This window comes from Oerskovia douganii (assembly GCF_015142735.1).
In the GTDB taxonomy this organism is placed as follows: Bacteria; Actinomycetota; Actinomycetes; order Actinomycetales; family Cellulomonadaceae; genus Oerskovia; species Oerskovia douganii.
This window is the reverse complement of the sequence record NZ_JACSPN010000001.1, coordinates 343,508-361,769: the sequence shown is the minus strand read 5'-3', so window position 1 is coordinate 361,769 and position 18,262 is coordinate 343,508. Positions and strand designations below refer to the sequence as shown.

General features: G+C 73.4%; 19 protein-coding genes and 1 riboswitch. Of the genes, 4 read left to right on the top strand and 15 right to left on the bottom strand.

The window, feature by feature from the left end:
- Positions 1 to 416: 416 nt before the first annotated feature.
- The 12 genes from tyrS to H9623_RS01550 form a co-directional block, all read right to left on the bottom strand.
- Positions 417 to 1,676 carry a tyrosine--tRNA ligase gene (gene tyrS, locus H9623_RS01605; RefSeq protein WP_193718313.1) on the bottom strand — a complete coding sequence of 420 codons (1,260 nt, stop codon included), beginning with the start codon at positions 1,674 to 1,676 and terminating at the stop codon, positions 417 to 419.
- Between the two features lie 132 nt (positions 1,677 to 1,808).
- Positions 1,809 to 2,513, bottom strand: a complete 705-nt coding sequence (locus H9623_RS01600) for a DNA-3-methyladenine glycosylase (RefSeq protein ID WP_407671804.1) — start codon at positions 2,511 to 2,513, stop codon at positions 1,809 to 1,811.
- Between the two features lie 57 nt (positions 2,514 to 2,570).
- Positions 2,571 to 3,182, bottom strand: a complete 612-nt coding sequence (locus H9623_RS01595; protein ID WP_193718312.1) for a uridine kinase family protein — start codon at positions 3,180 to 3,182, stop codon at positions 2,571 to 2,573.
- A gap of 7 nt (positions 3,183 to 3,189) precedes the next feature.
- Complete coding sequence (gene argH / locus H9623_RS01590; RefSeq protein ID WP_193718311.1) at positions 3,190 to 4,659, bottom strand: argininosuccinate lyase; 1,470 nt, start codon at positions 4,657 to 4,659, stop codon at positions 3,190 to 3,192.
- Between the two features lie 3 nt (positions 4,660 to 4,662).
- Positions 4,663 to 5,892 carry an argininosuccinate synthase gene (locus tag H9623_RS01585; protein ID WP_193718310.1) on the bottom strand — a complete coding sequence of 410 codons (1,230 nt, stop codon included), beginning with the start codon at positions 5,890 to 5,892 and terminating at the stop codon, positions 4,663 to 4,665.
- A gap of 99 nt (positions 5,893 to 5,991) precedes the next feature.
- Entirely contained in the window at positions 5,992 to 6,549 is a 558-nt protein-coding gene (locus H9623_RS01580) for an arginine repressor (RefSeq protein ID WP_193718309.1), read from the bottom strand.
- Positions 6,546 to 7,493: an ornithine carbamoyltransferase gene (gene argF / locus H9623_RS01575; protein ID WP_193718308.1), complete on the bottom strand. Its 948-nt coding sequence runs from the start codon at positions 7,491 to 7,493 to the stop codon at positions 6,546 to 6,548. Before argF ends, H9623_RS01580 begins: the two co-directional genes overlap by 4 nt.
- Before the next feature lie 3 nt (positions 7,494 to 7,496).
- Positions 7,497 to 8,930: an acetylornithine transaminase gene (locus H9623_RS01570; protein ID WP_193718307.1), complete on the bottom strand. Its 1,434-nt coding sequence runs from the start codon at positions 8,928 to 8,930 to the stop codon at positions 7,497 to 7,499.
- Complete coding sequence (gene argB, locus H9623_RS01565; protein ID WP_193718306.1) at positions 8,927 to 9,916, bottom strand: acetylglutamate kinase; 990 nt, start codon at positions 9,914 to 9,916, stop codon at positions 8,927 to 8,929. Before argB ends, H9623_RS01570 begins: the two co-directional genes overlap by 4 nt.
- Complete coding sequence (argJ, locus tag H9623_RS01560) at positions 9,913 to 11,109, bottom strand: bifunctional glutamate N-acetyltransferase/amino-acid acetyltransferase ArgJ (protein ID WP_193718305.1); 1,197 nt, start codon at positions 11,107 to 11,109, stop codon at positions 9,913 to 9,915. Before argJ ends, argB begins: the two co-directional genes overlap by 4 nt.
- On the bottom strand, positions 11,106 to 12,182 hold the full coding sequence (gene argC, locus H9623_RS01555; protein ID WP_193718304.1) for an N-acetyl-gamma-glutamyl-phosphate reductase: 1,077 nt from the start codon (positions 12,180 to 12,182) through the stop codon (positions 11,106 to 11,108). Before argC ends, argJ begins: the two co-directional genes overlap by 4 nt.
- Positions 12,183 to 12,323: 141 nt before the next feature.
- On the bottom strand, positions 12,324 to 12,695 hold the full coding sequence (locus H9623_RS01550; RefSeq protein ID WP_193718303.1) for a VOC family protein: 372 nt from the start codon (positions 12,693 to 12,695) through the stop codon (positions 12,324 to 12,326).
- Positions 12,696 to 12,848: 153 nt separating this feature from the next.
- Here H9623_RS01550 and H9623_RS01545 point away from each other — a divergent pair, with 153 nt between their 5' ends.
- Both H9623_RS01545 and H9623_RS01540 read left to right on the top strand, forming a co-directional pair.
- Entirely contained in the window at positions 12,849 to 13,883 is a 1,035-nt protein-coding gene (locus H9623_RS01545) for a quinone oxidoreductase family protein (RefSeq protein WP_193718302.1), read from the top strand.
- Positions 13,880 to 14,152: a hypothetical protein gene (locus tag H9623_RS01540; RefSeq protein ID WP_193718301.1), complete on the top strand. Its 273-nt coding sequence runs from the start codon at positions 13,880 to 13,882 to the stop codon at positions 14,150 to 14,152. Before H9623_RS01545 ends, H9623_RS01540 begins: the two co-directional genes overlap by 4 nt.
- 10 nt (positions 14,153 to 14,162) lie before the next feature.
- Here H9623_RS01540 and thiD read toward each other — a convergent pair whose 3' ends face one another.
- The 3 genes from thiD to H9623_RS01525 all read right to left on the bottom strand — a co-directional run bounded on the left by thiD (position 14,163) and on the right by H9623_RS01525 (position 16,845).
- The gene (thiD, locus tag H9623_RS01535; protein ID WP_193718300.1) at positions 14,163 to 15,764 is read right to left on the bottom strand and encodes a bifunctional hydroxymethylpyrimidine kinase/phosphomethylpyrimidine kinase; all 1,602 of its coding nucleotides are present in this window, start codon (positions 15,762 to 15,764) and stop codon (positions 14,163 to 14,165) included.
- Positions 15,756 to 15,856, bottom strand: a riboswitch (TPP riboswitch). It overlaps the preceding gene by 9 nt.
- 75 nt (positions 15,857 to 15,931) lie before the next feature.
- Positions 15,932 to 16,270, bottom strand: coding sequence for a hypothetical protein (locus H9623_RS01530; RefSeq protein ID WP_193718299.1), 339 nt, complete (start codon positions 16,268 to 16,270; stop codon positions 15,932 to 15,934).
- Between the two features lie 89 nt (positions 16,271 to 16,359).
- Positions 16,360 to 16,845 (bottom strand): hypothetical protein, encoded by a 486-nt coding sequence (locus H9623_RS01525; protein ID WP_193718298.1) that lies wholly within the window; start codon positions 16,843 to 16,845, stop codon positions 16,360 to 16,362.
- A 152-nt stretch (positions 16,846 to 16,997) separates the two neighbouring features.
- Here H9623_RS01525 and H9623_RS01520 point away from each other — a divergent pair, with 152 nt between their 5' ends.
- Positions 16,998 to 17,348 (top strand): hypothetical protein, encoded by a 351-nt coding sequence (locus tag H9623_RS01520; protein WP_227747954.1) that lies wholly within the window; start codon positions 16,998 to 17,000, stop codon positions 17,346 to 17,348.
- A 131-nt stretch (positions 17,349 to 17,479) separates the two neighbouring features.
- The gene (locus H9623_RS01515) at positions 17,480 to 18,262 is read left to right on the top strand and encodes a DUF899 family protein (protein WP_193718297.1); all 783 of its coding nucleotides are present in this window, start codon (positions 17,480 to 17,482) and stop codon (positions 18,260 to 18,262) included.

The window sequence follows — 18,262 nt, the reverse complement described above, 5'->3', positions numbered from 1 at the left end:
AAGCACACTGTTGAGTTCTCAAGCAACCGACACGCACCGAATCCAACCCGTTCCCAGGCCTTCACTCGGGGCAACTTCTCTACCTTACCAGAGGCGAGCCTGCGTGTCTACCGCCGAGGCGGAGACGGCCCTGCTCTGGTCCTCTCACGGGTCGTCAGGTCCAGGACCTGCAGTTCGTGGGAGCGTCTGCTCGTGGGACCAGCCACTTCGCGGCGGCTCCGAGGAGCTTCGCAGTGGTGTCTGTTCCTCCCTGTCGGGCTGACATCCAGAAGATTACGTCGACTCCGCGGTCGAGGTCAAACCCGGGTGCGGTGACGCCGGTCACCGCACCCGGGCCGGCGGCGGACGAACCGCCCGGGACGACGGTGGGACCAGGGGAGCACTCCCCTGGTCCCACCGTCACACCGACGGAACCGTCACGCGACGGCTGCCACCGCGAGCGTCCGCTTGCCGCGACGCAGGACCGCGAAGCGGTCGTGCAGCAGGTCGTCCGCACCGAGGACCGCGTCCTCGGACGTCACCTTGACGTTGTTGACGTAGGCGCCACCCTCGGCGATCGCGCGTCGCGCCGCGCCCTTCGAGCTCACGAGACCCGACCCGACCAGGAGGTCGACGACCGCGTCCCCGGGGGCCGCCGTCGTGCGCGGGAGCTCGGCCACGGCCGCAGCGAGCGTGCCCGCGTCCAGCGCTCCCAGGTCTCCACGACCGAAGAGCGCCTGGCTCGCCGCGATGACGGCCTCGGTCGCGGCGGCGCCGTGGACCAGCGTCGTGACGTCGGCCGCGAGCGCCTTCTGCGCCTCGCGCGCCGCAGGACGCTCCGCGACCGCGCGCTCGAGCTCGGCGATCTCCTCCGCGGTACGGAACGTGAAGATCTTGAGCCAGCCCACCACGTCGGCGTCGTCCGCGTTGACCCAGTACTGGTAGAACGCGTACGGGCTCATCATGTCGGGGTCGAGCCACACGGCCCCGCCCTCGGTCTTGCCGAACTTGGTCCCGTCGGCCTTGGTGATGAGCGGCGTCGTCAGGACGTGCACCGAGGCGCCCTCGGCCTTGCGGATCAGCTCGACTCCCGACAGCAGGTTGCCCCACTGGTCGTTGCCGCCCGTCTGGAGGGTGACGCCCTCACGGCGGAACAGCTCGAGGTAGTCGTTCCCCTGGAGGATCTGGTAGCTGAACTCGGTGAAGCTGATGCCCTCGTCCGACCTCAGGCGGCGCGCCACGGTGTCCTTGGCCAGCATGGTCCCCAGGCGGTAGTGCTTGCCGATCTCCCGCAGGAAGTCGATCGCGGTGAGGTTCGCCGTCCAGTCGAGGTTGTTCACGATGCGCGCCGGGTTGTCGCCCTCGAAGTCGAGGAATCGCGAGACCTGCGCCTTGAGGCGCTCGGTCCACTCGGCGACCGTGTCCTTGGTGTTGAGGATCCGCTCCCCCGACTGGCGCGGGTCGCCGATCATGCCCGTGGCGCCGCCGACGAGCGCGATCGCACGGTGCCCCGCGAGCTGCAGGTGGCGCAGCAGGATGAGCTGCACCAGGTGGCCGTGGTGCAGGCTCGGCGCGGTCGGATCGAAGCCGCAGTAATACGTGACGGGTCCCTCGGCCAGCGCAGCACGCAGCGCGGCCTCGTCGGTGGACTGCGCCACCAGGCCTCGCCATTGCAACTCGTCGAGAACGTCGTTCACTGCATCTCCTTCGTCGTGCCCGCGCACGTAGCGGCGCAGGGCGTGTGTCGGGCTGCGCTGTCGTGCTCGCGCCCGGTGTCCTAGTCTGCCGTGTCCCGCCGCCCTCCACCGACTCCGCCGAGCAGCGGACCCTCAGCGCGTGCGGCGCGTCGCCGGCCGGTACGCCGACACGGTCGGGTCCCCCGTGAGCCACAGGCGCCACGGGTAGACGCTCGCGTCTCCCCCGTCGCCGCTCACGCCGACCCGGGGTCCGGTCGCGATCGCCGGGCGCATGGTCCGGGCGTCCCGGTGCACGACGACGTCGCCCCCCTCCTCCGTCACGTCGAGCCCGTAGTGGGTCAGGTCGAGCCCGAGCGCCACCGCGAGACGTGCCGGACCGCGCGCGATCTGGCGGTCCGAGTCGCAGACGCCGGCGGCGAGCCGGCGCGCCCGGGCCAGCTCGACGCCGTCGGTCACCTCTCCCGCCCGGAGGAGCACCGCCGAGGCCTGGCCCAGCGGACCGCAGACCACGTTGACGCAGTGGTGCAGGCCCAGGTGACGGTAGACGTACAGGTGCCCCGGCTCGCCGTACATGGCCCGGTTGCGCTCGGTGCGGCCACGGAAGGCGTGCGACCCCGGGTCCCGCTCGCCGTCGTAGGCCTCGACCTCGGTGAGGCGGACCGTGACGCTGCCCTCGGGAGAGCGGTGCGTGACCGAGGCCCCGAGGAGGTCGCGCGCGACCTCCAGGCTCGGTCGCGCGAACCAGCCCCGCGCCGGGACGTCGAGGGCTCGGTCGCCCGGCACCGGGTCGGTCGCCGGGGCGAGGTCGAGCGGGAGGGAGCGGAGGGACTCGGTCACGTGGGCCTCCTGGCTGGGCGGTGGTCTCCCCCGCAATCTACGCCCCGCACGTCCCGGCTACGCTCCGGGCGTGACCGGCTCGCCGAACCCGTCGAGGACCACGTCGGCGCGCTCGGCCGTCCCCTCGGCCGCGTAGACCGCGCGCTCCGCAGCCATCCACTCGAGCCAGTGCACGCGGGCCTCCTGCCCGTCGCGCGCGAGGCCCCGGGCCAGGCGGAGCTCGTCGTCGGCCTCGACCCAGACGAGCAGGGTCGTCACGTCGGCGACGCGCCGGGACCCCGCGCCGCAGCCCTCGACGACGAGGAAAGGGGCGAGCGGCACGTCGTGCCACTCCGCGAAGTCGTCGAGCGACCAGTCGTAGCGCTGGTACCGGCCCGGGCGGCCCGCGGCCAGCGGGTCCAGGACCTGCTCGACGAGCCGCCCGACCCCCGCCGTCATGCCCGTCCAGCCCTCGTACAGGTCGTCCATGTGGACGACCTGCGCCGGCAGGGCCGCGGCGAGCTGAGCCGCCAGCGTGGTCTTGCCCGACCCGGCCGGCCCGTCGACGACGACCAGGCGACAGCCCGCCCCCGGGACGCCCGGACCTGCCGGACGTCCCGGACCGAGGCGGGCTGCGCCGTCGTGCACGCGGGTGACGAGGTCCGCGAGGACCGCAGCACTCACGCTCATGCGGACCTCAGCCCTGGACCCAGAAGCGGTACTCCGCCGAGCGGACCTTGGCCTCCTCGAGCTGCTCCGCGACGCGCGCGGGCGCGGTGCCCCCGACGGCGTCGCGCGAGGCCAGCGAGCCCTCGACCGTCAGCACGTCCCGGACCCCCGGCGTGAGGTGCTCCGAGATCTCCGCGAGGTCCGCGTCCGAGAGGTCCCACAGCTCGATGCCGCGCTCCTCGCACACCCGCACGCACGCCCCCGCGACCTCGTGCGCCACGCGGAACGGCACGCCCTGACGGACGAGCCACTCCGCGACGTCCGTCGCGAGCGAGAAGCCCTGCGGCGCGAGCGACGCCATGCGCTCGGTGTCGAACGTCAGCGTGCGGACCATGCCCGCGTACGCGGGCAACAGGACCTTGAGGGTGTCGACCTGGTCGAACACCGGCTCCTTGTCCTCCTGCAGGTCGCGGTTGTACGCGAGCGGCAGGCCCTTGAGCGTCGCCAGCAGGCCCGTCAGGTCGCCGATGAGGCGCCCCGCCTTGCCGCGTGCGAGCTCCGCGATGTCCGGGTTCTTCTTCTGCGGCATGATGCTGGACCCCGTGGAGTAGGCGTCGTCCAGGCGGACGAAACCGAACTCCTTGGTGTTCCAGATGATGATCTCCTCCGCGAAGCGCGAGAGGTCGACACCCAGCATCGCGGACACGAACGCGAACTCCGCGACCACGTCGCGCGAGGCCGTGCCGTCGATCGAGTTCTCGACCGGACCGTCGAAGCCCAGGTCCGCCGCGACCGCTGCCGGGTCCAGCCCCAGCGACGAGCCCGCGAGGGCGCCCGAGCCGTACGGCGAACGCCCCGCACGCACGTCCCAGTCGATGAAGCGGTCGACGTCGCGCAGCAGCGGCCACGCGTGCGCCAGCAGGTGGTGCGCGAGCAGCACGGGCTGCGCGTGCTGCAGGTGCGTGCGCCCCGGCATGGGCGCCCCCGGGTGCGCCTCGGCCTGCTCGATCAGGGCGTCGACGATGTCCAGGACCAGGACACCGATCGCGCGGGCCTCCTCGCGCAGGTACGAGCGCACGAGCGTCGCGATCTGGTCGTTGCGCGAGCGGCCCGCGCGCAGCTTGCCGCCCAGCTCCGGACCCGCGCGCTCGATGAGCCCGCGCTCGAGGGCCGTGTGCACGTCCTCGTCGGCCAGCACCGGGAGGAAAGCACCCGACTCGACGTCGGCCGAGAGCACGTCCAGCGCCTCGAGCATCGCGGTCAGCTCGTCGTCGTCGAGCAGCCCCGCCGCCGCGAGCACCTTGGCGTGGGCGCGCGAGCCCGCGATGTCGTGCTGGGCGAGGCGCCAGTCGAAGTGCGTCGACTGCGACAGGGCCGCCAGGGCCTCCGCGGGGCCGCCGGCGAACCGGCCGCCCCACAGGCTCACGGGAGCGCCCGACGCGCCCTCCACCTCGGCTGCGTCGCCCGCAGCGGCGCCGGACGTGATCTCGTCACTCATGGTTCACAGGCTCCCGGTGCCGAAGTCCACGCCGTTGCCGAACTTCTCGTCGCGGGCCGCGGAGAGCTTGGCCGTGAGGCCGAAGATCTCGATGAAGCCCTTGGCCTGCGACTGGTCGAACGTGTCGCCCTCGTCGTAGGTCGCGAGGTTGAAGTCGTACAGGCTCGACTCGCTGCGACGGCCCGTGACGGTCGCGCGGCCACCGTGCAGGACGAGGCGGATGTCGCCCGACACGTAGCGCTGGGTGTCGTCGATGAAGACGTCGAGCGACTTCTTGAGCGGGCTGAACCACATGCCGTCGTAGACCAGCTCGGTCCAGCGCTGCTCGACGCCGCGCTTGAAGCGGGCCTGCTCGCGCTCGAGCGTCACGTTCTCGAGCTCCTGGTGCGCCGCGATGAGCGCGATCGCCCCCGGGGCCTCGTAGATCTCGCGCGACTTGATGCCCACCAGGCGGTCCTCGACGATGTCGATGCGGCCCACGCCCTGGGCGCCAGCGCGACGGTTCATCTCCTGGATGGCCTGCAGGGGCGTGACCGGGACGCCGTCGAGCGCGACCGGGACGCCCTGCTCGAACGTGATGACGACCTCGTCCGCGACCGGCGGGAACGTCGGGTCGTCGGTGTAGTTGTAGACGTCCTTGGTCGGGGCGTTCCAGATGTCCTCGAGGAAGCCCGTCTCCACGGCGCGGCCCCACACGTTCTGGTCGACCGAGAACGGGTTGTGCTTGGTCGTGGCGATCGGCAACGAGTGCTTCTCGGCGTACGCGATGGCCTTCTCGCGCGTCAGCGCGAGGTCACGGACCGGCGCGATCGTCTTGAGCTCAGGAGCGAGCGAGGTCGTGGCGACCTCGAAGCGGACCTGGTCGTTGCCCTTGCCCGTGCAGCCGTGCGCGACGGTCGTCGCACCGAACTGGCGAGCAGCACGCACCAGGTGCTTGACGATCACGGGGCGCGAGATCGCCGAGACCAGCGGGTAGCGGTCGAGGTACAGGCCGTTCGCGCGCAGCGCGGGCATGCAGTACTCGGTCGCGAACTCGTCGCGGGCGTCCGCGACGTAGGCCTCGACGGCGCCGCAGTCGAGGGCACGCTGACGGATGACCTCGAGGTCCTCGCCGCCCTGGCCGACGTCGACCGCCACGGCGACGACCTCGGCCCCGGTGGCCTCGCCGATCCAGCCGATGGCAACGGAGGTGTCCAGGCCGCCCGAGTAGGCGAGCACGACGCGTTCAGTCATGACTTGTTCTCTTCCTTGCGTGGGGTGATGGGTCCAAGTGTGGCAGCCGCCGAGGGTCGGCGGACGCCGTGGTCGCTGCGCGGCCCGTGCGGGCCGTCGCTAGCCAGGAGTGGTGGGGTTGGTGGGGGCCACGGGGTTGGCCGGGTTGGTCAGGGCCAGGAAACGGGCGGCCAGGTCCTCGCCGCCGTCGACCTCGCGCGAGATCACCAGGACGGTGTCGTCCCCCGCGATCGTGCCGAGCACGCCCACGAACACCGAGTGGTCGATCGCCGAGGCCAGGTACTGCGCGGCGCCGGGCGGCGTCCGCAGGACCACGAGGTTGCCCGACGCCTCGGCCGAGACCAGGAGCTCGGCGCACAGCCGGGCGAGCCGGGCCGCGACGTACTCGGCGTCGTTCGCGACCTGGACCGACCGGTCCCCGCCCTCGCCCGGCACCGCGTACACGAGCGCACCCGACGCGCTGCGGACCTTCTCGGCCCGCAGCTCGATGAGGTCGCGCGAGAGCGTCGCCTGCGTGACGCTCACCCCGTCCTCGGCGAGCGCCTTGGCGAGCTCGGCCTGGGAGTGGATCTCGTGCCGGGCGACGAGCTGCGCGATGCGTGCATGGCGCGCCGCCTTGGTGGTCGGCACGCTGCCCGGGCCGAGGGCCGTCGTCACGAGCGTTCCAGCAACCAGGTCAGCAGCGCCTTCTGCGCGTGCAGGCGGTTCTCGGCCTCGTCCCAGACGGCCGACTGCGGGCCGTCGATGACCTCGGCCGTGATCTCCTTGCCCCGGTAGGCGGGCAGGCAGTGCAGCACGAGCGCGTCGTCGGCCGCGACGGCCATGACCTCGGCGTTGACCTGGTACGGCACGAAGGGCAGCTCGCGCTCGGCCGCGCTGGCCTCGTCGCCCATCGAGACCCAGGTGTCGGTCGCGACGACGTCGGCCCCCTGCGCGGCCTCGAGCGCGTCCGTGGTCACGAGCACCGAACCGCCCGTGTCCCGGGCGATCCGCTCGGCGTCCGCGACGATCGCCGGGTCCGGCAGGTAGCCGGCCGGGGCGCCGACGCGCACGTGCATGCCGGCCGTCGCACCGCCCAGCAGGTAGGAGTGCGCCATGTTGTTGGCCCCGTCACCCAGGTAGACGAGCGACTTGCCGGCCAGCGCGCCGACGCCGCCACGGTGCTGGGCGACCGTCAGCAGGTCCGCGAGGATCTGGCACGGGTGGAACTCGTCGGTCAGCGCGTTGACGACCGGGACGGTCGCGACCCGCGCCATCTCCTCGATGCGTTCCTGGCCGAAGGTCCGCCACACGATCGCGGACGTCTGCCGGTCCAGCACCCGCGCGGTGTCCGCGATGGGCTCGCCACGACCGAGCTGGCTCGTCGCGCCGTCGATCGTCAGCGGGTAGCCGCCGAGCTCGGCGACGCCCGCCGAGAACGACACCCGGGTGCGTGTCGAGGGCTTGTCGAAGATCAGGGCCACGGCCTGGGGGCCGCGCAGCGGCGTCCGGATGAAGCGGTCCTCGCGGAAGCCGAGGCCCAGCTCGAGGACCTCGCGCTGCTCGGCGGGGCTCAGGTCGTCGTCGCGCAGGAAGTGTCGCACGGTGGCGGTCGAGGTCACGGGTCAGCCCTTCGGACGGGTGGCGGGGACGGTGGGCGCAGGGTCTGCGGAGCCGTGCGGTGCGGTCGGCGAGCCGACGAGGTCCGCGGGCAGCCCGGCGAAGAACGCGACGACGTCGCTCGCCTGGTCGCGCGTCAGGATCAGGGGTGGCGCGAGGCGGACCGCGTCGGGCTGCACCGCGTTGACGATGAAGCCCTGGTCGAGGGCGAGCCGCGCGACGTCGGCCGCGACGGGGGCGGCGAGCTGGACCGCGATGAGCAGACCCCGGCCGCGGGCGCCCGCGACCACGGGGCTGCCGCACGTCGCGATCCCCTCCCGCAGCTGCTCACCCACGGCACGCACGTTGGCCAGCAGGCCGTCGCGCTCGATCACGCCGAGCGTCGCGAGCGCGGCGGCTGCCGCGACCGGGTTGCCGCCGAACGTCGTGCCGTGCTGGCCGCGTCCCAGGAGCGTCGCGGCGCGCTCGCCGAACGCCACGACGGCGCCCACGGGGAAGCCGCCGCCGAGCCCCTTGGCGAGAGTGACGACGTCGGGCGTGATGCCACCGCCGATCTCCTGCTGCTGGAACGCGAACCACGTCCCCGTGCGCCCCACGCCCGTCTGGACCTCGTCGAGGACCAGCAGGGCGCCCGACGCCGCGGTCAGCTCGCGCGCCGCGACCAGGTAGCCGGGCGGGAGCGGGCGCACGCCCGCCTCCCCCTGGACGGGCTCGACGACCAGCGCGGCGACCTCGCCGCGTGCGGCGACGGCGTCGGCCGAGAAGGCCTCCTCGAGCGCGGTCAGGTCACCGAACGGCACGAACTCGACGCCGCCGGGCAGGGGCTCGAACGGCTCGCGGTACGCGGCCTTGGACGTGAGAGCGAGCGCACCCATGGTGCGGCCGTGGAAGCCGCCCTCGAGCGCGAGGACCCGGGTACGCGTCCCGGGGCCCGCGACGCCGTCGCGGTTGCGGCGCGCCATCTTGAACGCGGCCTCGTTGGCCTCGGTGCCCGAGTTGGTGAAGAAGACGCGCGAGCCCTCGGGGGCCTGCGCGAGGTTCAGGAGGCGCTCGGCGAGCGCGATCTGGGTGGGCGTGCCGAAGAAGTTCGACACGTGCCCGAGCGTGCCGAGCTGGGCGCTGACGGCCGCGGTGAGCGTGGGGTGCGCGTGACCGAGCGCGTTGACCGCGATGCCCGCGAGCAGGTCGAGGTAGCGCGTGCCGTCGGCGTCCCACACGTAGGCGCCCTCACCACGGACCAGGACCTTCTGCGGTGGGCCGAACGTGTCCATGACCGCGTGCGTGTAGCGCTCGGTCCACTGTGCGACGCTGCCGGGACCGGCCACGGTCGTGTCCGCGGCGCCCTCCACGCTCGGGACGCCCCCGGCGGGCGCGAGGTGCCCGGCGTCGACGACGTCGGCAGAGGGCGTCGGCGAGGTCTCGCCGGTCGTGCCGTTCATGACTGCTCCTGCGGGACGGGAGGGGTGGTGGAGACGGGGGCGCTGGTCGCGAGAGCGTCCGGGACGACCATGGTCCCGTTGCCGCGCGTCGTGAAGACCTCCAGGAGGACCGAGTGCGCGACGCGACCGTCGATCACGGTCGCGCGCGGGACGCCCCCGGACACGGCCCGCAGGCACGCCTCCATCTTGGGCACCATGCCGGCCTCGAGCGAGGGCAGGAGGTCCGCGAGCTCGGAACGCGTGATCTCGGCGACGAGCGAGCTCTTGTCCGGCCACGACGTGTACAGGCCCTCGACGTCGGTCAGGACGATGAGCTTCTTGGCCCCCAGCGCGACCGCGAGCGCCGCCGCGGCCGTGTCGGCGTTGACGTTGAGGACCTGGGTCGGGTCGTCGATGTCGGGTGCGATGGTGGAGACCACGGGGATGCGTCCGGCGTCGAGCAGGTCCTGGACTGCGGACGGGTGGACCTCGACGACGTCGCCGACCAGGCCGACGTCGACGGGCTCGCCGTCGACGGTCGCGTGGCGGCGGCGGGCGCGGAGCAGGCCGCCGTCCTCGCCCGAGAGCCCGACGGCGTAGGGGCCGTGGGCGTTGATGAGCCCGACGAGCTCGCGCGAGACCTGGCCCGTGAGGACCATGCGGACGACGTCCATGGCCTCGGGGGTCGTCACGCGCAGCCCGCCGCGGAACTCGCTCTCGATCCCGAGGCGCGCGAGCATCGCGGAGATCTGCGGCCCGCCGCCGTGGACGACGACGGGGTGGAGGCCGACCTGGCGCAGGAACACCATGTCGCGCGCGAACGCGGCCTTGAGCTCGTCGTCGATCATGGCGTTGCCGCCGTACTTGACGACCACGAGCGCGTCGCGGAACTCCTGGAGCCAGGGCATGGCCTCGAGCAGGACCTCGGCCTTCTGGCCGGGGGTCAGGTCGGTGCGGGTGTCGAACGCCGTCGACCGGGCGGCGTCCTGCGACGTCTGGGGGCTCATGAGGAGTACGCGCTGTTCTCGTGGACGTAGTCGTGCGTGAGGTCGTTGGTCCAGACCGTGACCTGGGCGCCGCCCGCGTGCAGGTCGACCTCGACGTGCACCTCGCGGGACGAGGCGAGGTCCACGAGCTCGCGGGGCTCGCCCACTCCCCCGGCGCGGCAGACCTGGACACCGTTGATCGACACGTCGAGCGCGAGCGCGTCGAACGGCGCGACGTCCTCGGGGACGGTCCCGACGGCGGAGAGCACGCGGCCCCAGTTGGGGTCGTTGCCGAACACGGCGGCCTTGAAGAGGTTGGAGCGGGTCACCGCGCGGGCCACCGCGAGCGCCGCGGTCTCGTCGCTCGCGTTCGTGACGGTCACGGCGATGTCGTGGCTGGCGCCCTCGGCGTCCGCGACCAGGGCACGTGCGAGGTCCGCGCACGCCTCGGTCACGGCCGCCGTGAGCTCCTCGAGGGTCACCGGCACCTGGGACGCACCGGAGGCCAGGAGGATCACCGTGTCGTTCGTCGACATGCAGCCGTCCGAGTCGACCCGGTCGAACGTGGTCGCGGTCGCGGCGCGCAGCGCGGCGTCTGCGGTCGCGGCGTCGACGACGGCGTCCGTGGTCAGGACGCAGAGCATGGTCGCCAGGCCCGGCGCGAGCATGCCGGCTCCCTTGGCCATGCCGCCCACGGACCAGCTCGTGGCGCCGTCGACGCTGTGCTCGTCGCTGACCTCGCGCGTGACGAGGACGGTCTTGGGCACGGTGTCCGTGGTCATGATCGCGAGGGCCGCGTCGGGGCCGCCGTCGGCGTCGGCCGCGCCGGCCGCGGCGTCGCAGCCCGCGAGCAGGCGGTCCACGGGCAGGCGCTCGCCGATGAGTCCCGTCGAGCAGACCAGGACGTCGCCCGCGGAGACCTCGAGGAGGTCCGCGACGTACTCGGCCGTGTGGTGCGTGTCGGCGAAGCCCTCGGGTCCGGTGCACGCGTTGGCGCCGCCCGAGTTGAGGACGACGGCGCGCGCGATCCCGTCCGCGACGGCCTGGCGCGACCAGGCGACGGGGGCCGCGAACACGCGGTTGGTCGTGAAGACGGCCGCGGCGACGTCGAGCGGGCCCTCGTTGACGACGAGCGCGACGTCCTTGGCGCCGGTGGACTTGAGCCCGGCGGCGACTCCTGCGGCCCGGAAGCCGAGCGGTCCGGTGACGGTCACGGTGCGACCCCTTCGGTGGTGAGTCCCAGGGTCTGCGGCAGCCCCAGGGCGATGTTCATGGACTGGACGGCGCCGCCTGCGGTGCCCTTGACGAGGTTGTCGATCGCGGTCACGGTCACGACGCGGCCTGCAGCCCGGTCGATCGCGACCTGGACCAGGGCCGTGTTGGCGCCGAGCGTCATGGCGGTCGTGGGCCACTGGCCCTCGGGCAGGAGCTGGACGAACGGCTCTCCTGCGTACGCCTGCTCGTAGGCCTGGCGCAGGGCGTCGACGCTCAGGTCCTCGTGGCCCGCAGCGAGGCGCGCCGTCGCGGTCGCGAGGATGCCGCGGGCCATGGGCACCAGGGTGGGCGTGAAGGAGATCGTGACGTCGTCGGCGCCTGCCGAGCGCAGGTTCTGCGCGATCTCCGGGATGTGCCGGTGCGAGCCGCCCACGGCGTAGGGCTGCGCGGAGCCGAGGCCCTCGGAGGCGAGCAGGTGCGTCTTGAGCGACCTGCCCGCACCCGAGTACCCGTTGGCGAGGACCGCGACGACGTCGACCGGGCTGAGCAGGCCGGCGGCGACACCGGGTTGCAGCCCCAGGGTCACGGCCGTGACGTTGCAGCCGGGGACGGCGATGCGGCGCGCTCCCGCGAGGACCTCGCGCTGCTTGGTGTACTCGACCCCGTCGCCGGTCTGCTCGGTGATCAGGAGCTCGGGCAGGCCGTAGGGCCAGGTGCCCGCGTGCTCGGAGCCGTAGAACGCGGTCCAGTCCGCGGCCGAGGAGAGCCGGTGGTCCGCGCCGAGGTCGAGGACCAGGACGTCGTCGGGCAGCTGGGCGGCGATCTCACCGGACGCGCCGTGCGGCAGCGCGAGCACGACGACGTCGTGGCCCACCAGGTGCTCGACGGTCGTGTGCAGCAGCACGCGGTCCGCGAGCGAGCGCAGGTGCGGCTGGTGCAGCCCGAGCACCGAGCCCGCGGTGGAGTGCGCCGTGAGCGCCCCGATCTCGACCTCGGGGTGCCTCGCGAGCAGCCGGAGCATCTCCCCGCCCGCGTAGCCGGACGCGCCGGCGACTGCCACTGTGATCGTCATATGCACAACTATACATAGTTATGCAGTCGATCGGGAACGCTCTCTTCCGCGTTGCCCACCGGGGCCGAGTCCGAGGTTCGTCGGGCCCGGACCCCTGCCTGCCCGACCAGCCTCGGGTTCGGCCCCCGCTCGAACAGGGACCTACTCGCCCCAGACGCCCAGCTCGTTGCCGCTCGGGTCGAGGAAGTGGAACCGGCGACCGCCCGGGAAGTCGTACGGCCCCTCCACGACCTGACCGCCCGCGTCCTGGACCTGCAGCACCGACTCGTCGAGGTCGGCGGAGTACAGGAGCACCAGAGGACCGCCACGCGTCACCGTGTCCGCGAGCGCCAGCCCCCCGGCCTCGGCCTCGCCCTCCTCCGCAGAGGTCCGGAAGCCCGCGTAGCCCGGCCCGTACGGGACGAACTCCCATCCGAAGGCCTCGGCGTAGAACGCCTGCGCCTCCGCCATGTCCGTGACCGAGAGCTCGAGGTAGTCGATCGAGTGATGGATGCCGTGCGCGTGGGTGGCCATGCGGGCAGCGTGCCACGCGGGTCCGACACCTGGGCCGTGCGCCTCACCGAGTGTGCAGCTCGGGCCGTTGGCCGGAGCTCCGGACCGCCCGGCCTGCACACCCGGTGAGGCCCGACCCGTCGACCGGGGCCCGGCGCCGCCTAGGCTGACCCCATGCGCGCGATCCAGGCACTCCAGGCAGGTGGCCCCGACGTCCTCGAGCTCGTCGAGCTCCCGACCCCGGTCCCCGGCCCCGGCGAGCTCCTCGTCGACGTCGCGGCGGCCGGGGTCAACTTCATCGACACCTACCGGCGCGCCGGGGTGTATCCCATGGAGTACCCGCACGTGGTCGGCACCGAGGGAGCGGGCGTCGTCACGGCGGTCGGCCCGGGCGTCACGGACCTCGAGCCCGGCGACCACGTCGCCTGGACCAACGCGTCCGGGTCCTACGCCGAGCAGGTGATCGTGCCCGCGGACGTCGCGATCCCGGTCCCGGAGTCGATCGACCTGCGCGTCGCGGCGGCCGTCGGGCTCCAGGGGCTCACGGCCCACTACCTCGTGACGTCGACGTACCCGGTCCAGCCCGGTGACGACGTCCTGCTGCACGCGGGGGCCGGCGGCGTCGGGCTGCTCGCGACCCAGCTCGCGGTGCGGCGCGGCGCACGCGTCATCACGACCGTCTCGACCGACGCCAAGGCCGGGCTGTCGCGCGCGGCGGGGGCGTCCGACGTCGTGAACTACGCCGCGCTCGACGACCTCACGGCCGAGCTGCCCGCGATCGTGCGCGACCTCACGGGCGGCCAGGGCGTCGCCGTGGTCTACGACTCGGTCGGCAAGGACACGTTCGAGGCCTCGCTCGCGTCGTTGCGCCGCCGCGGGATGCTCGTGCTGTTCGGCGGGTCGTCGGGCCAGGTGCCACCGTTCGACCTGCAGCGCCTCAACACGGGCGGTTCGCTCTTCACGACGCGCCCCACGCTCGACGACTACACCGCGACGCGCGCCGAGCTCCTCGACCGGGCGAGCGAGGTGTACGCGCTCGTGGCGTCGGGCGACCTCGACGTGCGGATCGGCGCGACGTTCCCGCTCGCCCGCGCGGCCGACGCGCACCGCGCACTGGAAGGTCGCGCGACCACGGGCAAGGTCCTGCTCGTCCCCGGCGACGAGCCGGCAGCCGGTGCGACCAGCCCGACGCCGGGCGTCGCGTCGTGAGCTGGGACTGGGTCCCGCCGCGGCCCGGGGAGGACGAGCCCGCCCGTCGCTCCGACCGTCGCCTGCGCCTGGCGCTGACCGTCCTCATGGTCGCCCTCACGGGGGTGCTTGCGGTGTACTACCTGACCGTCGGGCTGGACCAGGCGCGCGCCGGCTGCACGACCGATCGTCCGGCAGGAGTCGCGGTCGACGAGGTCACGGCGACGTGGCGCTGGTGGCCGCCCGGGTACGACTGCTCGTACCCCTCGGGCGGCGCGACGAGCGTCTGAGGGCCCCGGGTCACACCTGCGCGGCCTGCCGGCCGACCGGCGGCACGGGCCATCCCGGCCGGACGAGCCCCTGCTCGAAGAACAGGTACTCGTGCATCGCGGACAGCTCGAACGCCCGCAGCATGCGCTCGCGCTCGGCGGGCGACACCCAGCGCGCGGCCTCGTCGGCGAACGCGCACGCCGTCCGCGTGGCCTCGGCGAACGACGGGTCGCCGTAGAGCGCGATCCAGCGCGCGTAGAGGTGCCCGCGGAGGTCCCCCGCCCGGCGCACCAGGACGTCGCCGATGTGCGCGTACAGCCGGTAGCACGGCAGCAGCGCCGCGACGGTCTCCGCGTACGACCCGTTCGACGCCGCGTGCAGGTGGTTGGTGTAGGCCGCCGTCACGGGGGACGGGTCCACGTCCTCGACCGCACCGCGGTCCATCCCGGCGTGCTCGCCGAGCCAGTCGCGGTGCAGCGCCTGCTCGACCTCGAGCGACTCGACCGCCGCGCCCGCGAAGAACTGCCGCGCCTCGGGCGTGGGCGCGAGGAGGCTCGCCCGCGACAGCACGCGGGCGTACTCGGCCAGGTAGGCGGCGTCCTGCGCGAGGTAGAACCCGAAGTCCTCAGCGGCGAGGCTCCCGTCCGCGAGCGCCCGCACGAACCCCATGCCCTCGACGGCCTCGCGCCAGCCCGCGATCCGCTCCCAGGCCTCCTCGGAGAACGCCCGCAGGCCCAGCGTCGGCAGGTGCGCCAGGTGGTCGACGGGTCCGTGGCCCGTGCCCACGGCCAGCACTCCCCCGGCCCGCAGCGCACCCGTCAGCCAGGTCTTCGCGTCGCGCACGGCGCCAACCCAGTCGTCGCGCCGGGGTCGGAGCGCCGCAACCGCAGCCGACAGCGAACACCCCGTCCCGTGGGTGTGCACGGTGTCGACGCGGGGCGCCGAGAAGGTCGTGACGCCGTCGGGCCCCACCAGGGCGTCGGGCGACTCCTCCCCCGTGAGGTGACCACCCTTCAGGAGCACGACGGCGCCGCTCGCCGCGTGCAGCCGCCTCGCCTGGGCGAGGGCGTCGGGCCAGGTGGTCGCGGCGGGCTCGCCCAGCAGGACGGCGAGCTCGGGGAGGTTGGGGGTCACGAGGTCGGCGAGCGCGACCAGGTCGCGCACGGCCTGCTCGGCCCCCTCGTCGAGGAGGCGGTGGCCGCTCGTGGCGACCATGACGGGGTCGAGCACGACGAACGGCGGCCGCACGCGGCCGAGCCACGTCGCGATCACCCGCGCGTTGGCCTCGTCGGCGACCATGCCGATCTTCACGGCGTCGATCACGACGTCGTCCGAGACCGCGTCGAGCTGCTCGGTGAGGAACTCTGCGCCCGGGACGTGGACGGAGCGGACGCCGTGCGTGTTCTGCGCGACCAGTGCGGTCGTGACCGCCATGCCGTACGCGCCGTGCGCCGCGAACGCCTTGAGGTCGGCCTGGATCCCGGCGCCCCCCGTCGGGTCGGTGCCTGCGATCGACAGGACGCGGGGACGGGAGGGCCCGGCCCCCTGCTGCGGGGCGCGGCCCCGCACCTCCTCGGACGCGGGTACGGGCCCGGTGGTGGGCAGGGCAGGTGTGGTGGCAGCAAGCGACATTGCCGACATCCCTTCGCTAGTGCTAGCTAGATCAGGTTCGACGGGTGTGATCTCAGCCCGGCTCGTGGGAGCGGGCACCCCGTGTCTTCGGGGGAAGGATAGCGGGCACCAGGACGTGCCGGTCGGCAGGGACCGGCAGGCGGCGGTCGGCTCGGCGCTCCTGCGGCCTACGAGGCCGCAGGAGGAACCGTCATCACGTCGATGCCCGACGACGGGACGTACCGGTCCAGGCACCGTACGACACGCTCGACGTCCTCGCGGCCGGCCTCGGGGACGAGGGCGACCGTCGTCGGGAGCGGCGGTAGAGGGAGCGGTGTCACGGCGTACTCGACCGCGTGGTCCTCAGCGCAGGCGTCGATCCCGGCCGGCCACCCGTCGACCGCGACGATCCACGGCCCCTGCGCCGGGATCGCGACCCGCCCGGTCGCCCAGGGCGCCGCAGCCAGCGCGAGAGCGCCGCACGACGCGGCCAGGACTCCGACGAGCAGGCCGGTCCGGCGGGGCATCGCGGTCACCTCGGTGGTCGTCGTCGACGTCAGGGACGGTGCAGAGCCACCACCGTAGCGGGCCCACGGGCCGACCGCCCCGAAGCGGGCTAGCGGGTGCCCAGGTCCTCTCGGATCAGTCGCAGGATCCTCTTGCTCTCGACACGGAACCGGGTGTTGGCCGCCGCGACCATCTCCGGCGTGATCTCGTCCGCGTCCGCACCGTCCTCGGAGAAGGTCACACGGAGCGCCTCGATCGCGTCGACCACCTGATCGGCCCCCTCGACGGCGACGCGGGCCTCTGCCGACAGCCTCGCCTCGGCGAGCGACACGAGCTGCTCCGCCAACGTCTGCGCGAGGCCGGTCCTCCCCTCGTGGGTGAGCTCCGTCGCGAGCCTGGCCAGCACCATCCTCGTCTGCGTGTTCACCTCGATGTAGTCGGCGTAGGCGTTCCGCCGCAGCGTGTCGAGCCGGATCCGCTCGGCCTCGCCGACCTGCGTGGCGACCGTGCGGGACTGCGCCCACCCCGTCGCCAGGGACCCCGCGAGCACGCCGACGATCCCGAGCACCGCCGGCAGCCAGGCAGAGGTATCCATGCGCTGCAAGATAGCAGCGGAGACGTCCGGCAGCGTCCGGCGTCGGCGTAAGGCGTCGCCGCCCGCCGTGCCGGTGCGGTTGATCGCGCCACCGCCGCGGCGGATGCTGGGAGCGACCGTCAGGAGACGGCCCACCACCGAGGAGGTCGGCCATGAGCACGACGCACGACGACGTCTCGCCCCACCGCACGGCACCGCGCACCCGGCGGATCGCCCTCGCCGCGGCCCTGGTCGTCGCGGCGCTCGCGCTCGCGGCCTGCGCCCCCGGCCCCAACCCGGACGTCGGCACGCCGACCGCCGACGGCAGCCCCGCCGGCTTCTGGCTCGGCCTGTGGCAGGGCATCATCGTCCCCGTCACGTTCGTCGTCTCCCTGTTCACCGACACGGTGAACATCTACGAGGTGCACAACGACGGCAACTGGTACGACTTCGGCTTCGTGCTCGGCCTGGGGCTGTTCGTGGGCGGGCCGTTCGGCGCCTCGAGGGGTCGGCGCAGCCACTGAGACCGCCGGCGTGCGAGCCTCGCCGCGGCGTCCCCCGCGCGCCGGACCGGGCGACCGGGCGATGAGTTCCGACGAGGGACCGAGTCTGCCCTGGTGACCGCTGCCCTGCCCGACCCCGCACGGAGGACACCATGACGACCGAGCCCGACTCCCCGACCACGACGCTGCCAGGCCGCCCGCCCGTCGTCGACCTGGCCACCTGGCAGGCCGCCCGGGACGAGCTCCTGGTCCGCGAGAAGGCCCACACCCACGAGGGGGACGCCATCGCGGCCGCCCGCCGCAGCCTGCCCATGGTGAGCCTCGACGGCACCACGGAGGTCGTAGGCCCTGACGGCCCGGTGCCCTTCCTGGACCTGTTCCAGGGGCGCGACGAGCTCGTGGTCCACCAGCACATGTGGCACGACGGCGCACCGCACCAAGGCCAGTGCGAGGGCTGCACCTGGACGGCCTGGCACCTGAGGGACGCCGTCTACCTCAACGCCCGCGACGTCTCGTTCGCGATCCTCACCACGGGGGCGTGGGAGGAGGTCGTCCCGTTCGTCGAGTTCATGGGCTACAGCCAGCCCTGGTACTCGGTCCGGGACCTGGACGCGCCGCTCGGTGGCGAGATGGGGTACCTCTCGTGCTTCCTGCGCGACGGGGACGACGTGTACCTCACCTACCGCACGACGGGCCGGGGCACCGAGCCCACCAACCCGTCGTTCGCCCTGCTCGACATGACGCCCCACGGGCGTGGCGAGGCCTGGGAGGTCAACCCCGAGGGCTGGCCGCCGGGGCTCGACGCGTGCTGGTTCTGGCGCTCGGACGCGGACGGCGTCGCGGGCTGGGGTCCGACCACGCGACCCGTGCCGCAGTGGACCCGGCCGGGAGCCACCCCCGTGGAGTCGCTCGGCCGGCACGGCCACCACCACTGA